Consider the following 20812-nt stretch of genomic DNA (forward strand, 5'->3'; position numbering starts at 1 on the left):
TGAGTTTTTTTCTGATTCTATTTTTCAATTTCAACAAAATCGGTATAACTCCTGCAGAGGTTGATTAAGGAAGAGCCTTTTTCTGCAATAAAAAAAGACAAAATTCGACCTACCTCTTTTAACCGTAATAAAAAGGGCTAGAATTGAACTTACCCCCTTTTTAAGGTAATTACTTTAACCCCTGAAATAGGAAAGCTTACAGAGGCTTTTAACAAGGGAATAATTGTTCGTTTTCAATGTTCCACGTGGAACATGATTTGTATATTAGCATAAAAATTAAAGTTCTTAATTTAATAGGAAATGACATAAGCCTCATGCACTAATTAGTAAAAAAATAATTAAAAAGCGATGTTCCACGTGGAACATCGCTTTTATTATAGTATAGGATTTTTCGCAGGTATACCTGCTCTTCTCGGATATTTTGAAGGTGTAGATTTAATTTTTTTAATTCCTATTAAGAATCTTTTATCTCCCGAAAAAGGTAAGGAACTTTCTTCAGCCCATGCTAATTTACCACCAAGCTCCTCAATTGCTTTTTGTGCTTCTTGTAATTCTTCTTGACCATCTGCACCTTTCAAAGCTACAAATAATCCATTAATAGCTACAAAAGGCAAGCAGTATTCAACTAAAACTGGTAATCTTGCCACAGCACGAGCCATAACAAGGTCTTGCTTTTCTCTATAATCTGTTTGTTTTCCTAACTCCTCAACTCGACCATGTTGAACTAAAACATTAGTACAACTCATTTTCGTTGATAAGTCTTGTAAGAATCGACAGCGTTTCTGTAAAGAGTCTATTAAGGTAACTTGCCAGTTTCTATATAAGATAGCAAGTGGCAATCCCGGAAAGCCTGCACCTGTACCAATGTCAGCTACTTGCAAGTTTTTTTCTTTACTTTCAATCATAGGTAGTAAAAGCATAGGTAAAAAAGAGTCTAAGAAATGTTTTTCTGCCACTTCTTTAGGATCTGTAATAGCTGTAAGATTAAGATTGTTGTTAGTCATTACCATTTCTTTAGCGTAAAAGGTGAATAAGTCTATGGTAGGACTAGGTAAGGGGAATTTTAACTTTTCTAATCCTTCTTGTAAAACATTTCGAAAAATAAGTTCATCTTGCTCAGTCCAGATAATATTTCTTTTGTTCTGCTGAGGCGAAGCACTATTCATCAGCCATACCCCCCGCTTGTCTTTTTCTACGTCTTTGCTCTAAATAAACAAGGAGTAATGAAATATCAGCAGGGCTAACACCAGATATTCTTGATGCTTGTCCTAAGAATTCAGGTCTTCTCTGTATTAGTTTTTGGCGAGCTTCCGTAGAAAGTCCATTAATCTCTTCATAGTTAATATCCTTAGGCAGTCTTTTGTTTTCTAGTTTATTGAATCTCTCTACTTGCAACTCTTGCTTAGCTAAATAACCTTCAAACTTAGCTGAGATCTCTATTTGTTCATTAATCTCTTGTGCGAGAGCTATCTCTTCTTCTGTATGAAGCTCTACAGCTTTCTCTAATTCGAGAAAAGGTAAAAGAAGTTTATATGATAACTCCGGTCTACGTAGTAAATCATATAAAGTAACACCCTTAGTTAGTAGTGAACTCTTTTGTTGATCTAGTATTTTATTGAATTCTTGATTGCTTGGCTTAATAACAGTCTTTTGCCATAGCTCTTTCTCAGCCTCTAAACGATCCATTTTATTTTTAAATAATTTATAACGCTGATCGTCTACTAAACCAATCTGTCGACCCTTTTCTGTCAAACGTTGATCTGCATTATCTTGTCTAAGCAGAAGTCGATACTCTGCTCTTGAAGTTAACATACGATAAGGCTCATTAGTTCCCTTTGTTACTAGATCATCAATTAAGACGCCTATATAAGCATCGGAACGTTTAAGTATAAAAGGCTCTTTTTCTTGCACTAATAGTGCAGCATTTATCCCCGCTATCAAACCTTGAGCAGCTGCTTCCTCATAGCCTGATGTACCATTAATCTGCCCTGCACTAAAGAAGCCTTTGATATCTTGATGCTCTAAAGTAAGCTTCAACTGTGTTGGATCGACATAGTCATACTCAATTGCATAAGCTGGACGAATCATTTTTACATTTTCCATACCAATAATGGAGTGTAGCATCTCTAATTGAACATCTTCAGGTAAACTAGTAGACATTCCCTGAACATAATATTCCTGTGTATCTCTTCCTTCAGGTTCAATGAAAACTTGATGACCTGTTTTGTCTGCAAATCGTACTACTTTATCTTCAATAGAAGGACAATATCGAGGACCAGTCCCTTCTATGACCCCACTAAAGAGAGGTGACCTGTGAAGATTATCACGTATAATTTGATGAGTTTTTTCTGTTGTATAAGTTAGCCAACAGGATATTTGCTCTCTAGCTTTAGGCTTGGAGATATAAGAAAATTTTAAATTTCCATTGTCACCTGGTTGCTCTGTCATCTTAGAAAAATCAATAGTACGACCATCTACACGGGCTGGTGTGCCCGTTTTGAATCTACCAACTTTGATGCCAATTTCTTTTAATGACTTGCTCAGAGATTGGGCTGAAAAGTATCCATTAGGTCCTCCATCATAATAGAGATCACCAAGAATAATCTTACCTGTAAGGTATGTACCTGTTGTAACGATTACGGCTGATGATCGATAAATAGCACCAGTCTGGGTTATTACTGCCTTTACGGCACCATCTTCTACTATTAATTCTTCTACCATAGCTTGCCGCACATCTAGATTGTTCTGGTTTTCCAATTGTCTCGTCATATAGAGCTGGTAAGCTCTCTTATCAGCCTGTGCTCTTAGTGCTTGTACAGCTGGTCCCTTGCCAGTGTTCAGCATTCGTATCTGTATAGCTTCTTCATCAATAGCAAGACCCATTTGTCCACCTAATGCATCAATTTCTCGCACTAGATGACCTTTGGCAGGACCACCGACAGCAGGGTTACAAGGCATAAGAGCGACATTATCCCAACTAATTGTTAAAACTAGAGTTTTACATCCCATTCTAGCCGAGGCCAAGGCGGCTTCACAGCCGGAATGACCAGCACCAATGACAATAACATCATATTGACCAGCCTCATACTGCATGATCCATCAACTCCATCTATTTTCCAATACAAAATGATGCGAAGATCTTGTCCATAACATCTTCGCCTACAGTTTTTCCTGTGATCTCTCCTAATGCTTCCCAAGCGGCTCTTAAGTCGATAGTTAGAAAATCTGCACTAGTCTGTAATTTTACAGCATCGATCATTTGTCTTATATGTTGAAGAGCTCTTTCTATAGCTTCTCTATGCCTAGCTTGTGTTATCAAATCAAGACGCTCATTACTCGTCAAAATTGCCTTATTTTCAGCTTCATCTCCAAATACTAGGTGACGAATTTTTTCAGCTAATTCTTCAATACCCCATGCTTCTCGTGCAGAAATAGAGATAATTGGTTTTTTGACAAGATTATAAATATCTTTTTCTTCTAAACGTCGATCTTTTATATCCGATTTATTAATTAGAATAATTGCTGGTCGATCTGCAAGAGATTGAAGCAATTCTTTTTCCTCTTCTGTTATCTCTTCTAAGCCATCTAGGACAAATAAAACAAGATCAGCCTGCTCCATGTATTGTCTTGTTTTTTCTACACCTAATTTTTCTACTAAGTCTGTTGTTTCTCTGATCCCTGCTGTATCGATAATACGTAATGGAATACCACCTAGATCGATCATTTCTTCAATAGCATCACGAGTTGTGCCTGGTATATCTGTTACTATTGCCCTCTGTTCATCAAGTAAAGCGTTTAACAAGCTTGATTTACCTACATTAGGTCTACCAACAATTACAGTCTTCCAACCTTCTCTTAAGACTTTGCCACTTTCTGCCCTGCGCAATAGCTCTTCTAGTTTTGTTCGTATATTTTCTAGATCAGACAATAACTTTTCATCGCTTAATTCAGGCAAATCTTCTTCGGGAAAGTCAATAAGCGCTTCTAAGTGAGCCATAACTTGTAATAGTTGTTCATCTATAGTCTTTATCTTTTTAGATAAGTGTCCTTCTAGTTGAGAAAGTGCCGCACCTAAGCCATCTCTTGTTTTTGACTGAATTACTTCCATAATTGCTTCTGCTTGGGCTAAGTCAAGTCTACCACCTAGAAAAGCTCTTTTCGTAAATTCACCAGGTTCGGCCGCTCTTGCACCAGCTCGTAAAATAGCTTCTAAAGTTTCTCGCAAAGGCAAGGAACCACCATGGCAATGAAATTCTGCTACATCTTCAGTCGTAAAAGTTCGCGGTCCTTTCATCCAAGCTACAAGTACTTCATCAATAGCTTTACCATCATCGGGATGAATAACAGTTCCCAGATGAAGAGTATGGCTAGACCAGTTTTTTATATCTTTTGCGTACCGTGGTTTAAATACTTTATCAACAATCTCCATAGCATCAGGACCACTTACGCGTATGATGCCAATAGCCCCTTCACCAATAGCTGTTGAAACAGCCGCAATTGTATCTTGAATCATAGAGCAACAACCTCTCCACATAGGAAAAAAAGCGCCTAAGCGCTTTTTATCTATCGTATCCAGAATTATCTTTTTCAATACTTTTAGGCAAGCCATTTCTATCTTGATAACGTCGTGTCCGACCTCTTGGTCCGCTTATATTATGTTCGCTAGCAAAACCATGAGGACGATCTTCTCTAGGGCGTCGTATCTCTTGTTTAGGAACAATTATTACTTTACGGAAAGGATCTTCTCCTTCAGAAAAAGTCGATAATTTTGAATCCCCTTGTAAAGCAGTATGAATAATTCTACGTTCTTGAGGATTCATCGGTTCTAACACAACACGAGTGCCACTTCTCTTTGCTTTATCTCCTAATCGTTTCGCCAACCTTATTAAGGTTTCTTCACGGCGCTGACGATAGTTTTCTACGTCTAAAACTATACGGAGACGACTGAGGCTTAATCGATTAACAGCTAAGTTAGTTAAATACTGTAATGCATCAAGGGTGTCTCCGCGACGACCTATCAATATGCCCAGATCGTCTCCCTTGAATGTGATGTGGAGAATTTGATCTTTCCAAACTGGAATAATCTCTGCCTTAACATCCATGGTAAGAAAAACATCTGATAAGAAACGTACAGCATCTCTTAAGGGATCTGGTTTTACAGTCACTCGAATACGAGCTGGTTTTACTCCAATAAAACCAAGAAAACCTTTATTAGGTTCTTCTAAAACCTGAACTTCAACATCTTTTTCTTCTAATTGAAGTTCTAAAAGAGCGGCATTTAAAGCCTCTTTCACTGTTTTTGCTGTTTTTTCAACGATAATGGGCTGGGTCATTAAGCGGTTCCTTCTCCCTTCTGAACTTCAAAGGATCGGTTGATGTACAACTGCTGAAGGATACCTACAGTGTTAAAAGTTACCCAATAAAGTGCAAGTCCCGCAGGGAAGGTATGTGCCATCCAACCAATTAAAAGTGGCATCATAACAGACATCATTTTTTGCATCTGTTCAGACTGCGGTGTTTGAAGATTTTTGGGTGGCGCCGACACTTTCATCTGTAAATAAGTAGTAGCCGCCGCAAGTAACGGTAGTATATAGGGATCAGATACAGACAGGCTAGGTACCCAAAGAAAGCCAGAGTGTGCTGGATTTGCATAATTGAAGTTCAACAAGGCACCGTAAAAAGCGATCAATATAGGAAGCTGTATAAGCAAAGGCAAGCAACCACTTAAGGGGTTGACACCTGAATCTTTGTAAAGCTTCATCATCTCTTCCTGTGCTTTTTGAGGATTCTTTTTATGCTTTTCTTGAATAGCCTTCTGTTTTGGCGCCAACTCAGCCATTGAGCGCATCGATCTCATCTGTTTTACCGTGAGAGGATAAAGAGCCATTTTAATAAAAACAGTAATCAAAATAATGGCCAAACCATAGTTAGCTAGTCCAACCATGGAAGTGATGTTGTAGAAAAACTGAATAAGAGAGCTAAATGATCCTACTATGAGATCCCATAGACCCAAGGCAAACATTCCTCCTTACATATGTACCGACACGAATCGGTAACTCATAATGCCGGGCCTTATACTGGATCGTATCCGCCAGGGTGAAAAGGGTGACAGCGAAGGATCCTCCATAGGGCCTTACCAATGCCTCGCCATATTCCGTATTTCTCTATGGCTTGAATAGCATATTCCGAACAAGTAGGCATAAAACGACATCTAGGACCTAACATGGGAGAAATATAGCTTTGGTAGAATCGAATCGGCAAAATGAAAAGCTTAGCGATTGCCATAAGCCCCCCCTGTCCAGAGCTTGGCCCTTTTGAATTGTTTGATTACATCTTTTTCGACTTCACTAAATGGAATTCCTTTTATTTTTTGACGAGCTATTAAAATAACATCTCGTCCATTTTGTAGTCGTGAACGATAACGTCGGCAAATTTCTCTAAACTGTCTTTTTACTTTATTACGAACGACAGCTTTACCGACTTTGGAAGATACAGAAAAACCAAATCGCTGTGTTCCTTTTCCTTTTAGAAGATATAAAACAACATAACGACCGGCAAAAGAATTTCCACGCTGATAAACAGCGTGAAAATCTTTGCTCCTACGTAATCGATAGCGACGGGGTAGCAAAAAAAGATCACCCCCAAAAACAAAAGAAGGCCCCCGAAGCGGCCTTACGCACTGAGAACCTTCCTACCTTTGGCCCGGCGACGTTTTAGAATATTCCGGCCGTTTTTTGTGCTCATACGGCTTAAAAAGCCATGTACACGCTTATGTTTTCTATTCTTAGGCTGATAGGTGCGCTTCACATGGAACACCCCCTTAGTTTAATTACATCTATATCTTTTTATACATGTCACCTGCTAACAGGTTGGCCTGACAGCAACTCACAAACACTACAAGTATATTCGAAAGAGCCTAACAAGTCAAGGAATTACTACAGCTTAATATCAACAATTCTAGGGTTGTGGTTAAAATAGATTTTTTTCGACACTTATCCCCTTGTGGATAACTCATTAACACTGTACAATTGTGGATGAAACTTTTCCACAGGTGGATAACCCTTACCATGATTGGTTTTTCAACTAATTATTCCACAGCATGTGGACAAATTGTGTATTTTTTGTTTTTAACTTTGCTCACTCAGCCGTCAATATCTGAGTATTTTTTTATTATTATATTTATCCTCTGTTGAAATAATTCAGTTATTTAGATATTGTGGATAAATATTTTTAAATAGGCATTAAGCCTTATATATAAAGCACTTTTGTGTAAAATTTTTTTGGGATAAAAACGTTAAGATGTTGTGAATATCCTGTTGGGGGTATGGATCGGTGGCACAAACACAGATCGCTGGACTTTGGCAACAAACTCTGGAGATACTAAAGCAAGAATTGAACCCTGAAAGTTTTGATACCTGGCTAAAAAACACGCAACTTATCTCACTACAAGATCGCGAAGCTTATGTAGCCGTCCCTAATGATCTAGCCAGAGACTGGCTAGAAAATCGTTATGCTACATTAATTAAAAATTCTCTATCCGTTGTCGTGGGGCATTCTATTGAGCTTCACTTTTTTTCTCCTAATCAAGAAGGAGCACAAAGTGAGAGTACTCCAAAAAGAAAAAATAATAACGATGAAGAATATTTTCATCCACAACTGAATCCTAAATACACTTTTGATACTTTCGTTGTTGGTAATTCAAACCGTTTTGCTCATGCCGCGTCTCTAGCTGTAGCAGAATCTCCAGCTAAAGCCTATAACCCACTTTTTATCTATGGTGGTGTAGGTCTAGGAAAAACTCACTTAATGCAAGCCATCGGTCACTATGTAATTAACCAGTGGGCTCAAACCAAAGTTATGTACGTCTCTTCAGAAAAATTCACCAATGAGTTGATTAACTCTATTCGTGACGATAAGACTGTAGATTTTCGAAATCGTTACCGCAATATTGATGTTTTACTTATTGATGATATTCAATTTCTAGCAGGAAAAGAGCGAACGCAAGAAGAGTTCTTTCATACTTTTAACGCTCTTCATGAAGCAAATAAACAAATCATTATTTCATCAGATCGTCCTCCCAAAGAGATACCTACTTTAGAAGATCGTTTGCGTAGTCGCTTCGAATGGGGCTTAATTACTGATATTAACGCTCCAGATTTAGAGACTAGGATAGCTATCTTACGTAAAAAAGCAATGGTGGAAAATCTTGATGTTCCTAATGAAGTAATTTCTTTTGTGGCCAATACTATTCAATCAAATATTAGAGAATTAGAAGGTGTACTTAACCGCATCATGGCTTTTTCTTCGCTATCCAAAAAAGAAATAACTGTGGAGTTAGCCGAAGAAGCTCTGCGCAACATTATGCCCTCTAATCAACCGAAGATTATTACAATTAGTCTTATTCAGGAAGTTGTAGCAGAACACTACAACCTCAAAATAGACGATCTTAAAGCAAAAAAGAGAACTCGTGATGTAGCTTTTCCTCGTCAGATTGCTATGTATTTATCAAGAGAGCTAATTGATATCTCTTTACCCAAAATTGGTGAAGGATTTGGGGGCAGAGACCACACGACAGTTATCCATGCTCACGAAAAAATAACTAAAGAACGTTTAAAAAATCCTCAATTAGAGATGACAATTCAATTATTAAAAGAAAAAGTACAAAGAAAATAAAAGTTATCCCCTATAATCACACTTATCCACAAGGTTATCCACAATTGTTTTTTTAATTAAAATCGATGGTTCAAGCACTTATCCACATATTCAGCTCTTATACTAAGACTACTATATATTTGTGGAGAAAAGTAAAGCGTTCCAAAGGGAGGTAAACCAATGGAGTTCTCCTGTACCCGCCAAGAATTATTAGATGGTGTAAATGCTGTTTCAAAAGCTGTTTCTGCCAGACCTACTATGCCTATTCTTAGCGGTATCTATATGGAAGTCCAAGAAAACTCTTTAAGATTTTTAGCGACTGATATGGAATTAGGGATCGAATATACTATTCCCATCAGAGCAACAAAACCTGGTACTACAGTAGTTAATGCTAAAATTTTTAACGAAATGGTACGTCGTTTACCTGATGGTCCTATTACTTTTTTGTTATCCGAAGATAGTTCTCTTCTTAAAGTACGTTATTTTGGCTCTGAGTTAAGCTTAAATACAATGAACCCCATTGAGTTTCCCGTTTTACCGCACATTGTAGAAGGGGAACATGTGACGCTCACACAAGGTCAATTTAAAGAAATGACGCGCTTAGTAGGTTTTTCTGCTTCCTCGGATGAGTCAAGACCTTGGTTTACAGGTATTTTATGGGATGTAAATCCTGAATATATTAGATGGGTTGCTACCGATACGCATCGACTATCTTTTTTACAGGGAACAATGGTAAGCAGTACGGTACAAGAAGGTCGACAATTTATCCTTCATGCCAAAACGCTTATCGATGTAGCTCGTCTACTTCATGAAGAAGAAAATCCAATTCATCTTACGATTACAAAATCACAAGTTCTTATAGAAACGGAGCAGATGCGAGTCATTCTCCGCATAATAGAAGGACAATATCCCAAATATCAGCAAGTTATTCCGAAAGAATACAAATGCCGAATGACTGTCAAAGTAAAAGCTTTGTTAGAAGCTGTTGATCGTGCCGCTCTTGCCTCGCTCGGTAAAGAAGGCTCGAATATAATTAAAATTTCTATGGATGGAAATATTTTGACCATTCGTTCCAATTCACCAGAAGTTGGCCACATTCATGAAGAAGTTTTTGTTGATAGAGAAGGCGATTCTATTTCTATTGCTTTCAATTACCGCTATCTTCAAGAAGCGCTGAAAGTTTTTTCTGTAGAAGATATTTATATTGATCTAACAGGTCCTCTCGTTCCTGGTGTGATAAGACCTATTGGTGAAGATCGTTATCTATATTTAATAGTTCCAGTAAGAACGGTTTAAGTACTCATAGCTTCATCATTCATTGGAATCTTATCCCATATATATGTTAGTATAGAAAGCAATCAGAACTAAATTTTTCCGTGGGGACGTGCACTTGTGGAAATAAAATCCATAGAGTTGGTACATTTCCGTAATTACGAGCAAGTAAAGGTTCCTTTTCATCGAGGTATTAATATTTTTGTTGGTTCCAATGGACAGGGAAAAACCAACTTGTTAGAAGCTATTGCCTTATTAAGTGGCAATGGTTCTCATCGTGATGCCAAAGATACAGATATGTTAAGCTGGCAAAAAGACTTTTATCGCATAAAAGCAGAAGGCCTTACTTTTAATCACCCTTTTCAAATCGATTTACTCTATAGCGGTGAAAAAAGAAAAAAGGTACAACTTAATGGTCGTACCTTAAAGCGAATCTATGATTTATCAGAAGCAGTAAATACCGTTATATTCTCTCCAGAAGATTTGGCTTTAGTTAAAGGATCGCCATCGGAAAGGCGTCGCTTTCTTGATCGGGAGATTGGTCAGACAAGCCCTGCCTACTGTGACGTATTACAACGATACCAAAAAGCAATTACACAGCGTAATGCTTTACTGCGTCGAATACGACAAAAAGAAGCGACCATGGCAGAGCTAGATCTGTGGGATGAACAAGTTGCCCCTCTAGCAGTAGAATTATTACAACGTCGTCTTGACAGTATTGCCAAAATAGCACCTTATGCTCGACAGATCTACAATTCTCTTAGCGAAGGAAAAGAAGAGCTTGATCTTACTTATCGCTCTTCTTTTCCTTTACAGTATGATCGTAATTACTGGCTTGATGATTATAAAAAAGCTTTACGAGATCGTCGTTCTGAAGAAATAATTCGTCAGGTAACACTTGTAGGACCTCATCGTGATGATCTACAGCTTTATATAAACAAGAGAGAAGCCAAATTATATGCTTCTCAAGGACAACAGCGCTCTATTGCTCTCTCTCTTAAACTAGCTGAAATTGCTTTTATCTATTATTTTCGCAAGGAATATCCCATTGTTTTGTTAGATGATGTAATGAGCGAACTAGATCCTCAGAGACGAGAGCAATTATTAAAAGATTTGCATCGTCGTCAAGTTCAAGTCTTCATAACGACAACGCACTTAAGAGCTTTTCCTGCTACAATGATGAAAGAAATGGCTCTTTTTCGTGTGCAAGAAGGACGGCTCTGGCCGACCAGTGAATAGGAGAGGATGTCTCATGTTTTTACACCTTGGTGGAGAAGTTATTGTACCCAAAAAAGACATCATCGCCATTATTGATTTGGAATCGTCTTTACAAGGTGTGGCAACACAAGAATTTTTAAATTCCACATCAACAAAAAGATTTAATATAAAAATCGCCGAAGAGGGTAAAGAAAAATCTCTTGTACTTACGGATAAATATATTTACTTTTCTCCCATTTCGTCGAACACATTGATGAAACGTGGAAACAACTTTACTTTCATGGTGAAACAATGGGAAGAAAGCGTGAAAGGCTAGCCCGAAAATTTGTGAACCTTGCTAAAGTATGGTACAATATTCCTTTAAGAGAACCTGTATCTAAACCTTGAATGGAGGTTTTCGGGTGGCCGATCAAGAAAATTTAACTATAAATGGAAATGGCAATTACGATGCCAGTCAGATTCAAGTCCTAGAAGGCTTGGAGGCTGTTCGTCGTCGCCCCGGCATGTATATTGGCTCAACTAGTGCTCGTGGTCTTCATCATCTCGTCTATGAAATTGTCGATAACTCTATTGATGAAGCTTTAGCAGGTTATTGTGATACCATTGAAGTAATAATTCACGAAGATAACAGTATTGAAGTAAGTGACAACGGTCGTGGTATCCCTGTTGATATACACCCTAAGATGGGTAAACCAGCTGTTGAAGTAGCCCTAACGGTACTCCATGCTGGTGGTAAATTTGGCGGTGAAGGATATAAAGTATCAGGAGGATTGCATGGCGTTGGTTTATCTGTCGTCAATGCACTTTCTGCCTTCTTAAAAGTTACTGTTCAAAGAAATGGTAAAGTATATGAACAGACTTATGAAAGAGGTGCTACCACCAGTCAATTAATTGTTGTCGGTGAAGCAGAAAAGACTGGTACGACCATCTACTTTAAGCCTGATGCTGAAATCTTTGAAGAACTAGAGTACAGTTACGACACGTTGGCTCACCGCCTGCGTGAGCTTTCTTTTTTGAACAAAAATGTTAAAATCACTCTGCATGATCGCCGAACAGGTAAAGAAAAAGAATTTTTGCATGCTGGTGGTATCATAGACTTTGTAAAATATCTAAACAAAAATAAAGATGTTTTACATCCTCAGGTTATTTATTTTCACTGTGAAAAAGAAAGTGTAGATATCGAAGTGGCTCTTCAGTTCAACGACGGCTATGCAGAAAATATTTATTCTTTTGCTAATAACATTAACACTCACGAAGGCGGAACTCATGAATCTGGTTTTAAGAGTGCCTTAACAAGAGTGATCAATGATTACGCTCGTCGTACTAATTTACTGAAAGATAATGAGAATAATTTATCAGGTGAAGATATTCGAGAAGGTCTTACTTCCATCATTTCTGTAAAAGTACGAGAGCCTCAATTTGAAGGGCAAACGAAGACTAAACTAGGCAACTCAGAAGTCCGTGGCTACACAGATTCTTCTGTAACAGAAGGTCTAGGAACTTTCCTAGAAGAGAATCCTTCTGTAGCTAAAAAGATTATTGATAAATCAGTTCATGCTATGCGAGCCCGAGAAGCGGCACGGAAAGCTCGTGAACTAACACGTCGAAAAAGTGCTTTAGAGTCTACTAGTTTGCCTGGCAAATTAGCAGACTGCTCTTTGCGAGATCCTTCTCTCTGCGAGCTTTTCCTAGTGGAAGGTGACTCAGCTGGTGGTAGTGCCAAGCAAGGCCGCGATCGACGTTTTCAAGCTATTTTGCCTTTGCGAGGCAAGATCTTGAATGTGGAAAAAGCACGTCTCGATAAGGTTTTGTCTAACGAAGAGATTAGAGCTATTATTACTGCTCTAGGCACTGGTATTGGCGAAGATTTTGACGTAGCTAAAGCTCGCTATCATCGTATATGTATCATGACTGATGCTGATGTAGATGGTAGTCATATTCGTACTTTGCTTTTAACCTTTTTCTATCGACATATGAAACCACTTGTGGAAGATGGTTATATATACATTGCCCAACCACCTCTTTATCAAGTAAAGAAAGGCCGAGATGTTCGATATTTCTACAGCGATAAAGAATTAAACAATCATCTTAAAGAAAAAGGTAAAGATAATGTAACCATTCAACGCTACAAAGGTCTCGGTGAGATGAACCCTGATCAATTGTGGGATACAACTATGAATCCTGAAGAGCGCACTATTTTACGTGTCGCTATGGAAGATGCAATGGAAGCAGAAACAGTCTTTACAACACTTATGGGTGATCGAGTAGAGCCTCGGCGAGAATTTATTCAAAATCATGCCCGAGAAGTTCGCAATCTAGATATCTAAAAAAAATCTCCTCTAGTTAATTTGATGCTAGAGGAGATTTTTTTGTGGAAAATCGCTGTGGATAAAAAAATTCTAAAGAAAAAAAAGAATATCCACAGATTTATCAACAATTTTGTGGATAAATCTGTGGATATTCAATCTTAATCACACTTATTCAACAGATGGGCAATACCGACAACTTTATCTAAACTTAGTACAAAACTAATTCCTGTAGCTGGCTTTTTTAACTGACCAGCTTCCATGATGGCCTCTAAGACTTGATCAGTTTTGCATTTTGCTATGACAGTTAAGATAATCTCTTTTTCAGGTTCAATAGGAATACCTAATAATTTTTTTTGTTCGTGTATACCTGTACCTCGACCATATAGGATAGTAGCCCCTTCTGAGCCTGCCGCTTTAGAAGCTTTGATAATGCGCTCAGACCATCCCTTTTTCACGATTGTTACAATGAGATCATGACTGTTCACTTGCATCAGTCATATCCTCCTTTTCACGGCTTCCTAAAAAGACGCCTAAAATGATGACAGATAAAATAGGTGCTAAAGCTACTAATGCAATTAAACCAAAACCATCGATAACAGGGTCACGGTTTTCCATTACCGTAGCTACACCGATAGCCATGGCCATAATAAAAGTTACTGTCATTGGACCTGTAGCTACACCACCGGCATCAAAGGCAATGGAAGTAAATGTGGGATTAGAAAATTTAAGTAGTATCATGGCTAAGAGATAACCAGGTACGACAAGGTAATAAAGAGGAATGCCATATATAATTTTGGCCATTCCTAAAGCTACGAAAACAGCTACACCTAAAGAAAGAGTATAAATCATAATTTTTTCTTGAATATAACCTGTAGAAGCTTCTTCTACTTGAGAACTTAACACACGAACAGCTGGCTCAGCCATAGTGGCAACAAAACCTAAAACAAAACCAATAGGTATTAAGATCCACCGGTGGTCATAGGCCCCTAAAATTTCCCCCATCTCTCTTCCAGCGGGCAAAAAACCAATATGAACACCATGCAAGAATAGCGTTAAGCCAAAGAAAGTAAGTACAACACCTTTTACAACTCTCAAAATAAATTCTTTGGACTGTTTGAGATAAAAGATCTGAAAAAAGAAGAAAAAGAGTAACAGCGGTGCTAAAGCTTGGAATACTTCAAGAAATACGTGACCAATACCTTGTAAGATAATAAGATCGCTCAACCATACATCACCCCCAACAGGAGAACGGCTATAATTGGACCAATAGAAGCAAGACCAACTAATCCGAAACCATCGCTAAGTGAAGACTTTCCACCGAGAACTGATACTGTACCAAGACCGAGTGAAAGAATAAAGGGTACTGTCATCGGGCCTGTTGTAACACCACCAGCATCAAAAGCAATAGGTACAAAATTTTCTGGTGTGAAGAAAGATAACAGTAATACGACGGCATATCCTGTTGCTAGAATATAAGCAATCGGTATACCTAATACAATACGAAGCATAGCTAGTCCTACAAAAAAAGCAACGCCCATTGCTACCATGGTAATTAAAATAGTTTTACTAATCTCGCCATCAGAAGCAAATTCGACTTGGCTAGCTAAGATACGCACATCAGGCTCAGCTACAGTTACGACAAAACCAAGAATGAAGGCCGCAAAGACAAGAAAAAAACAGAACCACGATTAGGTAATTCAGCACCAATAGCTTCCCCCATAGGCAGTAAGCCTACTTTTACACCTTGCAAAAAAAGAATGAGACCTGCCATAACCATGACAGCACCAATTAGAAATTGTAGAAAAGTTGATGTGGCCATGTGTATCACAAAAAACTGTAACAAAAAGACTACAACAATAACTGGAATAACAGCCTGCACTACTTCTATAACGATTTCTTTCCATTCATGCAATAGCAACACCCCTTTCTCTTCTCTCTTTCTTATTCTACAGGAAAGCAGTTGATAAAAAAACAATTAAAAGGAATAAAATAACAGCGCTCTCACTTCCCTTATTATGGTAAAGGAAATGAGAGCGTATTTTAATTAATATGTTTTTAATTAGGAAAACTATATAGACAGCGAGTACTCTTAGTAGTTATAAGGTGCTTCTTCATACCAACCTTGGGGATGTTGACAAGCTGGGCAAACATCGGGAGCTTCTGTGCCGTTATGGATGTAACCACAATTTAGGCAATGCCAGTCAATAGCTGTATCACGAGTAAATACTTTACCGTTTTTTACATTTTCAGCAAGGGCACGGTAACGTTTTTCATGAGCTTCTTCTACTTCAGCGATCTCTTTGAACAGATCGGCTACTTCTTCAAAGCCTTCTTCTCTTGCTTTAACTTCAAAATCTCTATATAACTTAGTCCACTCTTCGTTTTCGCCAGCTGCTGCCATGAGTAAGTTTTCTTCTGTAGTACCTAGATTGGTGGCCGCTTGCAGAAAGCGCTTAGCGTGCATTCTTTCGTTAATTGCTGTTTCTCTAAAGATTTGACCAATCTGACGGTAGCCTTCTTTTTCAGCAATCTCCGCAAAAAACTCATACTTGTTTCTCGCTTGTGATTCACCAGCAAAAGCGGCTAATAAATTTTTTTCTGTCTCTGTTCCTTTCAAACCAGGAACGTTTTGAACAACTGTTTTTGGACTCAAGAAAAATCCACCTTTCTCACATATAATATAAAAAATTAAAGCATAAGTTATGGTATTTTCATATGTTTTTTTACATATAAATCCATAACTTATGCTTGTTTAAAGATTAACATACTTTCAAGGAGAGAGACAAGATTGACTTTATGATTTTTTGGTTTTTAAGAGAAGGTAAGAAGCAACAAGTGCTGTAATGGGAATGGAGAGACAGAGTCCGATAGACCCAGCAAGAGAACGAATAATTTCACTGACAATTAAATCTGAGTTTAATAGTTTTAGAGCTGGAGTTTCGTAAGCTACCATAAGCAATAAAAGTGGAAGAGCACTACCTGCGTAAGCAAGAATGAGCGTACTAGACATCATGCCCATGACATCTTTACCAACGTTCATGCCAGCTTTCCAAAGTTCTTTGAAAGTGATTTTTGGATGAGCCGCTACAATCTCGCGCATAGATGAAGCTACTGACATCCCTGTATCCATAACAGCACCTAAACTTCCTATGAGAACACCAGCAAAAAATACTCCTCTTAAATCTAGATGTACTTCATTAGGAATGTTCAAAAGTAAATTGATATAATCAAACTCTATACCTACAATGCGTGATTGAAAGCCAGCATAATAAGCTAGAATACCAGCGATAAATACACCGGATATAGTACCAATTACAGCAGACAAAGATTTACGATTAAAGCCGGCAATCATAGGAGTACTAAGAATACTAACGAGCATACAGACAATAATAGCACCAAGTAGAGGGTTGTACCCTTTTAAAACAGCAGGAAGTAAGCCAAACCAGATTAAGAGACCTGTCAAGATAACCGTAAAAATAGCTCCCAAACCTTTAAGACCACCTAGTACAAGCAAAGTTGCAACAAAAAGAAAAGCGAGTAAAAAGATTGGTCTTTCACGGACAAGATCCTGAATATAAATCTCTTGCAACTCATTATTTTGGTCTAGTACGCCATAGATGACTACTTTGTCTCCAGGCACAAGATAAACACCTTGATATGGATTAGTCATACTAGCTGTATGTTCTACAATTTTTCGTTGGCCCTGATAAGGTTTATCAGTTATTTCAACTTGTAATTGTTGTCGCATTAAATCATGAATGCGTGCATCAAAAAAGTCAGCAGAGAGCGGTGTTTCATCAATAATAGAAATAACTTTACCTTTCAAAAAGACTTCGTTGATAGGACCAAAATCTTCAAAGGGCAAAAGATCTTCAGCGTAAACATCGCTGTAATATTCATCCAGAGGAGCATCTAAGAATTCCTCTCCATTTTCTGCCCAGGCTGAAGTAAGGGAACTGAAGTTGAACATGGTAAAAAAGAGCATAAAAATTAATGCAAAAATAGCGGGCTTAAAGAGCCTGTTATTTTTTTTGTCCATCGTAACGCCTCTTTCATTGTATGGTACTTGTCTTATTATAGCATTAAGACAATAATAGTTCTCTTTTTACGCCTGAAACTTTGAAATCATTGAAAAGATTGGTTATAATAGAAAAAGTGAGTATTTTTGAGCTTATTCTGAATAGAAGGAGTTTATTATTCCTGAAAAGGTTTTATTACTCATAGAAGCTAGGGAATAAAGCTTGGAGTGAATGATTATATGACCGAAGTGGTTGGAAAAGTTTTACCAATTAGATTAGAAGATGAAATGAAAAAGTCCTTCTTAGACTATTCTATGAGCGTCATTGTTTCGAGAGCACTGCCTGATGTAAGAGACGGTCTCAAACCCGTTCATAGAAGAATTCTTTATACTCTCCATGAAACAGGTCGATCCCCGGAAAAACCTTATAGCAAATCAGCCGGTCTTGTCGGTGATGTAATGGGTCGCTACCACCCCCATGGTGATGCGGCTATTTACGATGCTATTGTCCGACTAGTTCAAAACTTTGCTTCTCGCTACCCTCTAATTGATGGTCATGGAAACTTTGGTTCTATCGATGGAGATCCAGCGGCGGCCATGCGTTATACAGAATTACGCATGGCTAAGATTACTTCTCATATTCTTACAGATATTGAGAAGAATACAGTCGACTATAAGCCTAACTATGATGATAAGCGACAAGAACCAATTGTACTACCTGCTCGTGTACCTAATCTTTTAGTTAATGGTTCTTCTGGTATTGCTGTTGGTATGGCTACTAACATTCCTCCCCACAACCTTGGAGAAGTAGTTGATGCCGTCATTATGATGATTGAAGATCCTAATGTATCATCAGAAGATCTCATGAAAGCTATCAAAGGGCCAGATTTCCCTACTGGTGGATTAATCATGGGCAGAGAGGGCATTCGACAAGCCTACTTAACTGGTCGAGGCAGTGTAGTAATGAGAGCAAAGACACGCATCGAAAAGATGAACGGCGGCAAGATGCGTATTCTTGTTCATGAAATACCTTATCAAGTCAATAAGTCTCGTCTTTTAGAGCGGATTGCTGATCTAGTAAGAGATAAGCGTATTGATGGCATAACAGACCTGCGCGACGAATCAGACCGTAAAGGTATGCAAATTGTCATTGAGTTGCGACGAGATGCTAACCCACAAGTTGTCTTAAATCAACTCTTCAAGCAGACTCAATTGCAAGATACATTTGGTGTCATTTTACTAGCTCTTGTAGATGGTGTCCCCAAAGTATTGGCGCTTCGTGATCTGATCTACTACTACCTAGAGCACCAAAAAGAAGTTATCGTTCGACGGACTCGTTATGATTTAGAAAAAGCAGAAGCAAGAGCCCATATTCTAGAGGGCTTGCGTATTGCTATTGATAACATCGATCGAATTATTGAAATCATCCGTAACTCACCGACAGAAGATGCAGCTCGTCCTCGTTTAATGGGTGAATTCTCTTTAAGTGACAAACAAGCCCAAGCTATCTTAGAGATGCGTCTCAAAAGGCTGGCTGGTTTGGAGCGGGAAAAAATTGAAGAAGAATATCAAGCTTTACTTAATGACATTGCCTACTATAATGCCGTATTAAATTCTGAAAAAATGGTACTAGACATTATTCAAAAAGAAATCAAAGATATCAAAACCAAGTTTTCCGATGAAAGAAGATCAGAAATTACTTCTGCCGGTAGTGATTTCAACGTAGAAGATCTAATCGCTGAAGAAGATGCCGTGATCACTATTACTCACAATGGATATATTAAACGCTTGCCTGTAAATACATACAAGGCACAGCATCGTGGTGGTCGTGGTGTTACTGGAATGGGAACTAAGGAAGATGATGTTTTAGAACTTCTATTCATTACTACTACCCATCATAATCTGCTCTTTTTCACTAACCGAGGAAAAGTTTATCGCCTCAAAGCTCATGAGATTCCAGAAGCTTCGCGAATAGCGAAAGGAACAGCTATTGTAAATCTCTTGGCTATCTCAGGTGAAGAGAAAATAACAGCCGTCTTCCCTGTCAAAGATTACGATCCCGATCATTATCTTTTTATGGCAACTCGAAAAGGCGTCGTCAAAAAAACACCTGTACAAGATTACGATCGCTCGCGCAAAGACGGTATCATCGCCTTGAATCTAGATGAAGGCGATGAACTTATAAGTGTAAGAATGACTGACGGACAGAGTGATGTCTTGCTTGTTACCTATAAAGGAATGGCTGTTCGCTTTAATGAAACTGATGTTCGCACTATGGGTAGAGTTGCTCGTGGTGTCAAAGGTATTGATCTGGTCAGTGATGATTACTTATCGGCTATGGAAATCGTTAAAGATGATGATGATTTACTCATGATCTCGGAAAGCGGTGTAGGCAAGCGGACTTCTCTATCTGAATATAGGAAACAACGTCGTGGTGGCAAAGGTATCATGGTCATGCGTTTGACGGACCGAACTGGCATGGTAGCAGGTGTTAAAGTAGTTCGCACTGGTGATGAAGTTATGGTTATTTCTTCAGAAGGTGTAGTTATCCGTCTTGTTGTTGATGAGATCAGCAAGCTTAGCAGAATGACACAAGGCGTTAACATTATGCGCATGAGCAAAGATGATAAAGTAGTTGCCCTTGCTCGCGTAGCCATGAAAGAAGAAGAAGTCTAACTTTTAGAAAAAGAAGTCTATCTTGAAGAAGAAGCCTTTCTTTTATTACGATTTGTTTTCATTATAGGGGTTACACTTTTTGAACAGGTCTGAGTATTTTATAAAAGGAAGGACAAGAGATGAAATTCTTGCCCTTTCTTTTTTTCTAGCTACACAGTTTTATAAAAACTAGTCTGCTCGTAAGCTAACCGTTAGCCTCAATAATTAAGATAGAAGAAAAAATATCATCAAAGATGTTGACACTCTCTATAGCAACATGATAGAATAGCTTTCGTGCCACAACAGAAGAAACAAACGAGGCAAACAACTTAGAAGTACAAAGCAATTGGAAAAAAATAAGTATTGCCTTAATCGAAACAACGTGGTATAGTATTGACTTGTCGCTAGGAAATAGCGGTGAGACATCTGGTCCTTGAAAATCAAACAGTTGTAAAAAAAGTCAAGCGTGCGAAACGTCGAAGCCGAAAGGCAGAGACACCAATCAATTTAAGTCAATTAGAGCTTGTCAAAGCTCCGGAATATAAGGATATAAAGGATGTTAACCGCTATTGCCATCCATGGCGCGGTTAACTCCGTAAAATCCATTTTACGGAGAGTTTGATCCTGGCTCAGGACGAACGCTGGCGGCATGCCTAACACATGCAAGTCGAACGGAGTCGATTAAGTA

18 protein-coding genes, 1 rRNA gene and 1 pseudogene are annotated in these 20812 nt (G+C 38.3%); 7 read left to right on the top strand and 13 right to left on the bottom strand.

The genetic code is table 11. From position 1 onward, the window contains the following. Positions 1-374 precede the first annotated feature (374 nt). From rsmG to rpmH, 8 genes are read right to left on the bottom strand one after another with little or no spacing between them, the layout of a single operon-like run. On the bottom strand, positions 375-1166 hold the full coding sequence (gene rsmG, locus F9B85_RS04765; protein WP_151619031.1) for a 16S rRNA (guanine(527)-N(7))-methyltransferase RsmG: 792 nt from the start codon (positions 1164-1166) through the stop codon (positions 375-377). Continuing rightward, entirely contained in the window at positions 1159-3093 is a 1935-nt protein-coding gene (gene mnmG / locus F9B85_RS04770; protein WP_151619033.1) for a tRNA uridine-5-carboxymethylaminomethyl(34) synthesis enzyme MnmG, read from the bottom strand. The genes rsmG and mnmG overlap by 8 nt, the downstream gene beginning before the upstream one ends. A 16-nt stretch (positions 3094-3109) precedes the next feature. Continuing rightward, on the bottom strand, positions 3110-4513 hold the full coding sequence (gene mnmE, locus F9B85_RS04775) for a tRNA uridine-5-carboxymethylaminomethyl(34) synthesis GTPase MnmE (protein WP_151619034.1): 1404 nt from the start codon (positions 4511-4513) through the stop codon (positions 3110-3112). Between the two features lie 46 nt (positions 4514-4559). Next, positions 4560-5333: an RNA-binding cell elongation regulator Jag/EloR gene (jag, locus tag F9B85_RS04780; protein ID WP_151619036.1), complete on the bottom strand. Its 774-nt coding sequence runs from the start codon at positions 5331-5333 to the stop codon at positions 4560-4562. Further along, positions 5333-6013, bottom strand: a complete 681-nt coding sequence (locus F9B85_RS04785) for a YidC/Oxa1 family membrane protein insertase (RefSeq protein WP_243138067.1) — start codon at positions 6011-6013, stop codon at positions 5333-5335. The genes jag and F9B85_RS04785 overlap by 1 nt, the downstream gene beginning before the upstream one ends. A 59-nt stretch (positions 6014-6072) precedes the next feature. Beyond that, positions 6073-6285, bottom strand: coding sequence for a membrane protein insertion efficiency factor YidD (yidD, locus tag F9B85_RS04790; RefSeq protein WP_170270176.1), 213 nt, complete (start codon positions 6283-6285; stop codon positions 6073-6075). After that, positions 6272-6628: a ribonuclease P protein component gene (rnpA, locus tag F9B85_RS04795; RefSeq protein ID WP_151619040.1), complete on the bottom strand. Its 357-nt coding sequence runs from the start codon at positions 6626-6628 to the stop codon at positions 6272-6274. The genes yidD and rnpA overlap by 14 nt, the downstream gene beginning before the upstream one ends. A gap of 44 nt (positions 6629-6672) precedes the next feature. Further along, positions 6673-6807 (bottom strand): 50S ribosomal protein L34, encoded by a 135-nt coding sequence (rpmH, locus tag F9B85_RS04800; RefSeq protein ID WP_151619042.1) that lies wholly within the window; start codon positions 6805-6807, stop codon positions 6673-6675. A 525-nt stretch (positions 6808-7332) separates the two neighbouring features. Between rpmH and dnaA the strand changes: the two genes are divergently transcribed. The 5 genes from dnaA to gyrB all read left to right on the top strand — a co-directional run bounded on the left by dnaA (position 7333) and on the right by gyrB (position 13469). Beyond that, entirely contained in the window at positions 7333-8673 is a 1341-nt protein-coding gene (dnaA, locus tag F9B85_RS04805; RefSeq protein WP_151619044.1) for a chromosomal replication initiator protein DnaA, read from the top strand. A gap of 159 nt (positions 8674-8832) precedes the next feature. After that, a complete protein-coding gene (dnaN, locus tag F9B85_RS04810; protein WP_151619046.1) occupies positions 8833-9948 on the top strand; it encodes a DNA polymerase III subunit beta in 1116 nt (371 codons plus the stop codon). Positions 9949-10044: 96 nt separating this feature from the next. Next, positions 10045-11163, top strand: coding sequence for a DNA replication/repair protein RecF (gene recF / locus F9B85_RS04815; protein ID WP_170270178.1), 1119 nt, complete (start codon positions 10045-10047; stop codon positions 11161-11163). A gap of 13 nt (positions 11164-11176) precedes the next feature. After that, positions 11177-11458: an extracellular matrix regulator RemB gene (gene remB, locus F9B85_RS04820; protein ID WP_151619050.1), complete on the top strand. Its 282-nt coding sequence runs from the start codon at positions 11177-11179 to the stop codon at positions 11456-11458. 85 nt (positions 11459-11543) lie between these two features. Then, positions 11544-13469: a DNA topoisomerase (ATP-hydrolyzing) subunit B gene (gyrB, locus tag F9B85_RS04825; protein ID WP_151619052.1), complete on the top strand. Its 1926-nt coding sequence runs from the start codon at positions 11544-11546 to the stop codon at positions 13467-13469. A gap of 140 nt (positions 13470-13609) precedes the next feature. On the opposite strand, the gene F9B85_RS04830 is transcribed toward gyrB, so the two are convergent. The 5 genes and pseudogenes from F9B85_RS04830 to F9B85_RS04850 all read right to left on the bottom strand — a co-directional run bounded on the left by F9B85_RS04830 (position 13610) and on the right by F9B85_RS04850 (position 17490). Continuing rightward, on the bottom strand, positions 13610-13942 hold the full coding sequence (locus F9B85_RS04830) for a P-II family nitrogen regulator (RefSeq protein ID WP_151619054.1): 333 nt from the start codon (positions 13940-13942) through the stop codon (positions 13610-13612). Next, positions 13923-14675 carry a DUF1538 domain-containing protein gene (locus F9B85_RS04835; protein ID WP_151619056.1) on the bottom strand — a complete coding sequence of 251 codons (753 nt, stop codon included), beginning with the start codon at positions 14673-14675 and terminating at the stop codon, positions 13923-13925. Before F9B85_RS04835 ends, F9B85_RS04830 begins: the two co-directional genes overlap by 20 nt. Further along, positions 14672-15270: pseudogene (locus F9B85_RS14755) on the bottom strand (DUF1538 domain-containing protein). Before F9B85_RS14755 ends, F9B85_RS04835 begins: the two are co-directional and overlap by 4 nt. 270 nt (positions 15271-15540) lie before the next feature. Beyond that, on the bottom strand, positions 15541-16104 hold the full coding sequence (gene rbr / locus F9B85_RS04845; RefSeq protein WP_151619058.1) for a rubrerythrin: 564 nt from the start codon (positions 16102-16104) through the stop codon (positions 15541-15543). Positions 16105-16245: 141 nt separating this feature from the next. Continuing rightward, entirely contained in the window at positions 16246-17490 is a 1245-nt protein-coding gene (locus tag F9B85_RS04850; protein WP_151619060.1) for a YibE/F family protein, read from the bottom strand. Between the two features lie 219 nt (positions 17491-17709). Here F9B85_RS04850 and gyrA point away from each other — a divergent pair, with 219 nt between their 5' ends. Both gyrA and F9B85_RS14550 read left to right on the top strand, forming a co-directional pair. Then, on the top strand, positions 17710-20145 hold the full coding sequence (gene gyrA, locus F9B85_RS04855; RefSeq protein WP_151619062.1) for a DNA gyrase subunit A: 2436 nt from the start codon (positions 17710-17712) through the stop codon (positions 20143-20145). A gap of 585 nt (positions 20146-20730) precedes the next feature. Then, positions 20731-20812: ribosomal RNA gene (locus F9B85_RS14550) — 16S ribosomal RNA — on the top strand; the annotation flags it as partial.

The organism is Heliorestis acidaminivorans (assembly GCF_008933955.1).
Taxonomy (GTDB): Bacteria; Bacillota; Desulfitobacteriia; order Heliobacteriales; family Heliobacteriaceae; genus Heliorestis; species Heliorestis acidaminivorans.

What these genes read in the sequence shown, in the direction of transcription:
- gyrA (WP_151619062.1), top strand. Translation starts at nt 17,710, where the DNA reads ATGACCGAAGTGGTTGGAAAAGTTTTACCAATTAGATTAGAAGATGAA.
- F9B85_RS04850 (WP_151619060.1), bottom strand. Translation starts at nt 17,490, where the DNA reads ATGGACAAAAAAAATAACAGGCTCTTTAAGCCCGCTATTTTTGCATTA.
- mnmG (WP_151619033.1), bottom strand. Translation starts at nt 3,093, where the DNA reads ATGCAGTATGAGGCTGGTCAATATGATGTTATTGTCATTGGTGCTGGT.
- dnaN (WP_151619046.1), top strand. Translation starts at nt 8,833, where the DNA reads ATGGAGTTCTCCTGTACCCGCCAAGAATTATTAGATGGTGTAAATGCT.
- mnmE (WP_151619034.1), bottom strand. Translation starts at nt 4,513, where the DNA reads ATGATTCAAGATACAATTGCGGCTGTTTCAACAGCTATTGGTGAAGGG.
- rsmG (WP_151619031.1), bottom strand. Translation starts at nt 1,166, where the DNA reads ATGAATAGTGCTTCGCCTCAGCAGAACAAAAGAAATATTATCTGGACT.
- remB (WP_151619050.1), top strand. Translation starts at nt 11,177, where the DNA reads ATGTTTTTACACCTTGGTGGAGAAGTTATTGTACCCAAAAAAGACATC.
- jag (WP_151619036.1), bottom strand. Translation starts at nt 5,333, where the DNA reads ATGACCCAGCCCATTATCGTTGAAAAAACAGCAAAAACAGTGAAAGAG.
- yidD (WP_170270176.1), bottom strand. Translation starts at nt 6,285, where the DNA reads ATGGCAATCGCTAAGCTTTTCATTTTGCCGATTCGATTCTACCAAAGC.
- F9B85_RS04830 (WP_151619054.1), bottom strand. Translation starts at nt 13,942, where the DNA reads ATGCAAGTGAACAGTCATGATCTCATTGTAACAATCGTGAAAAAGGGA.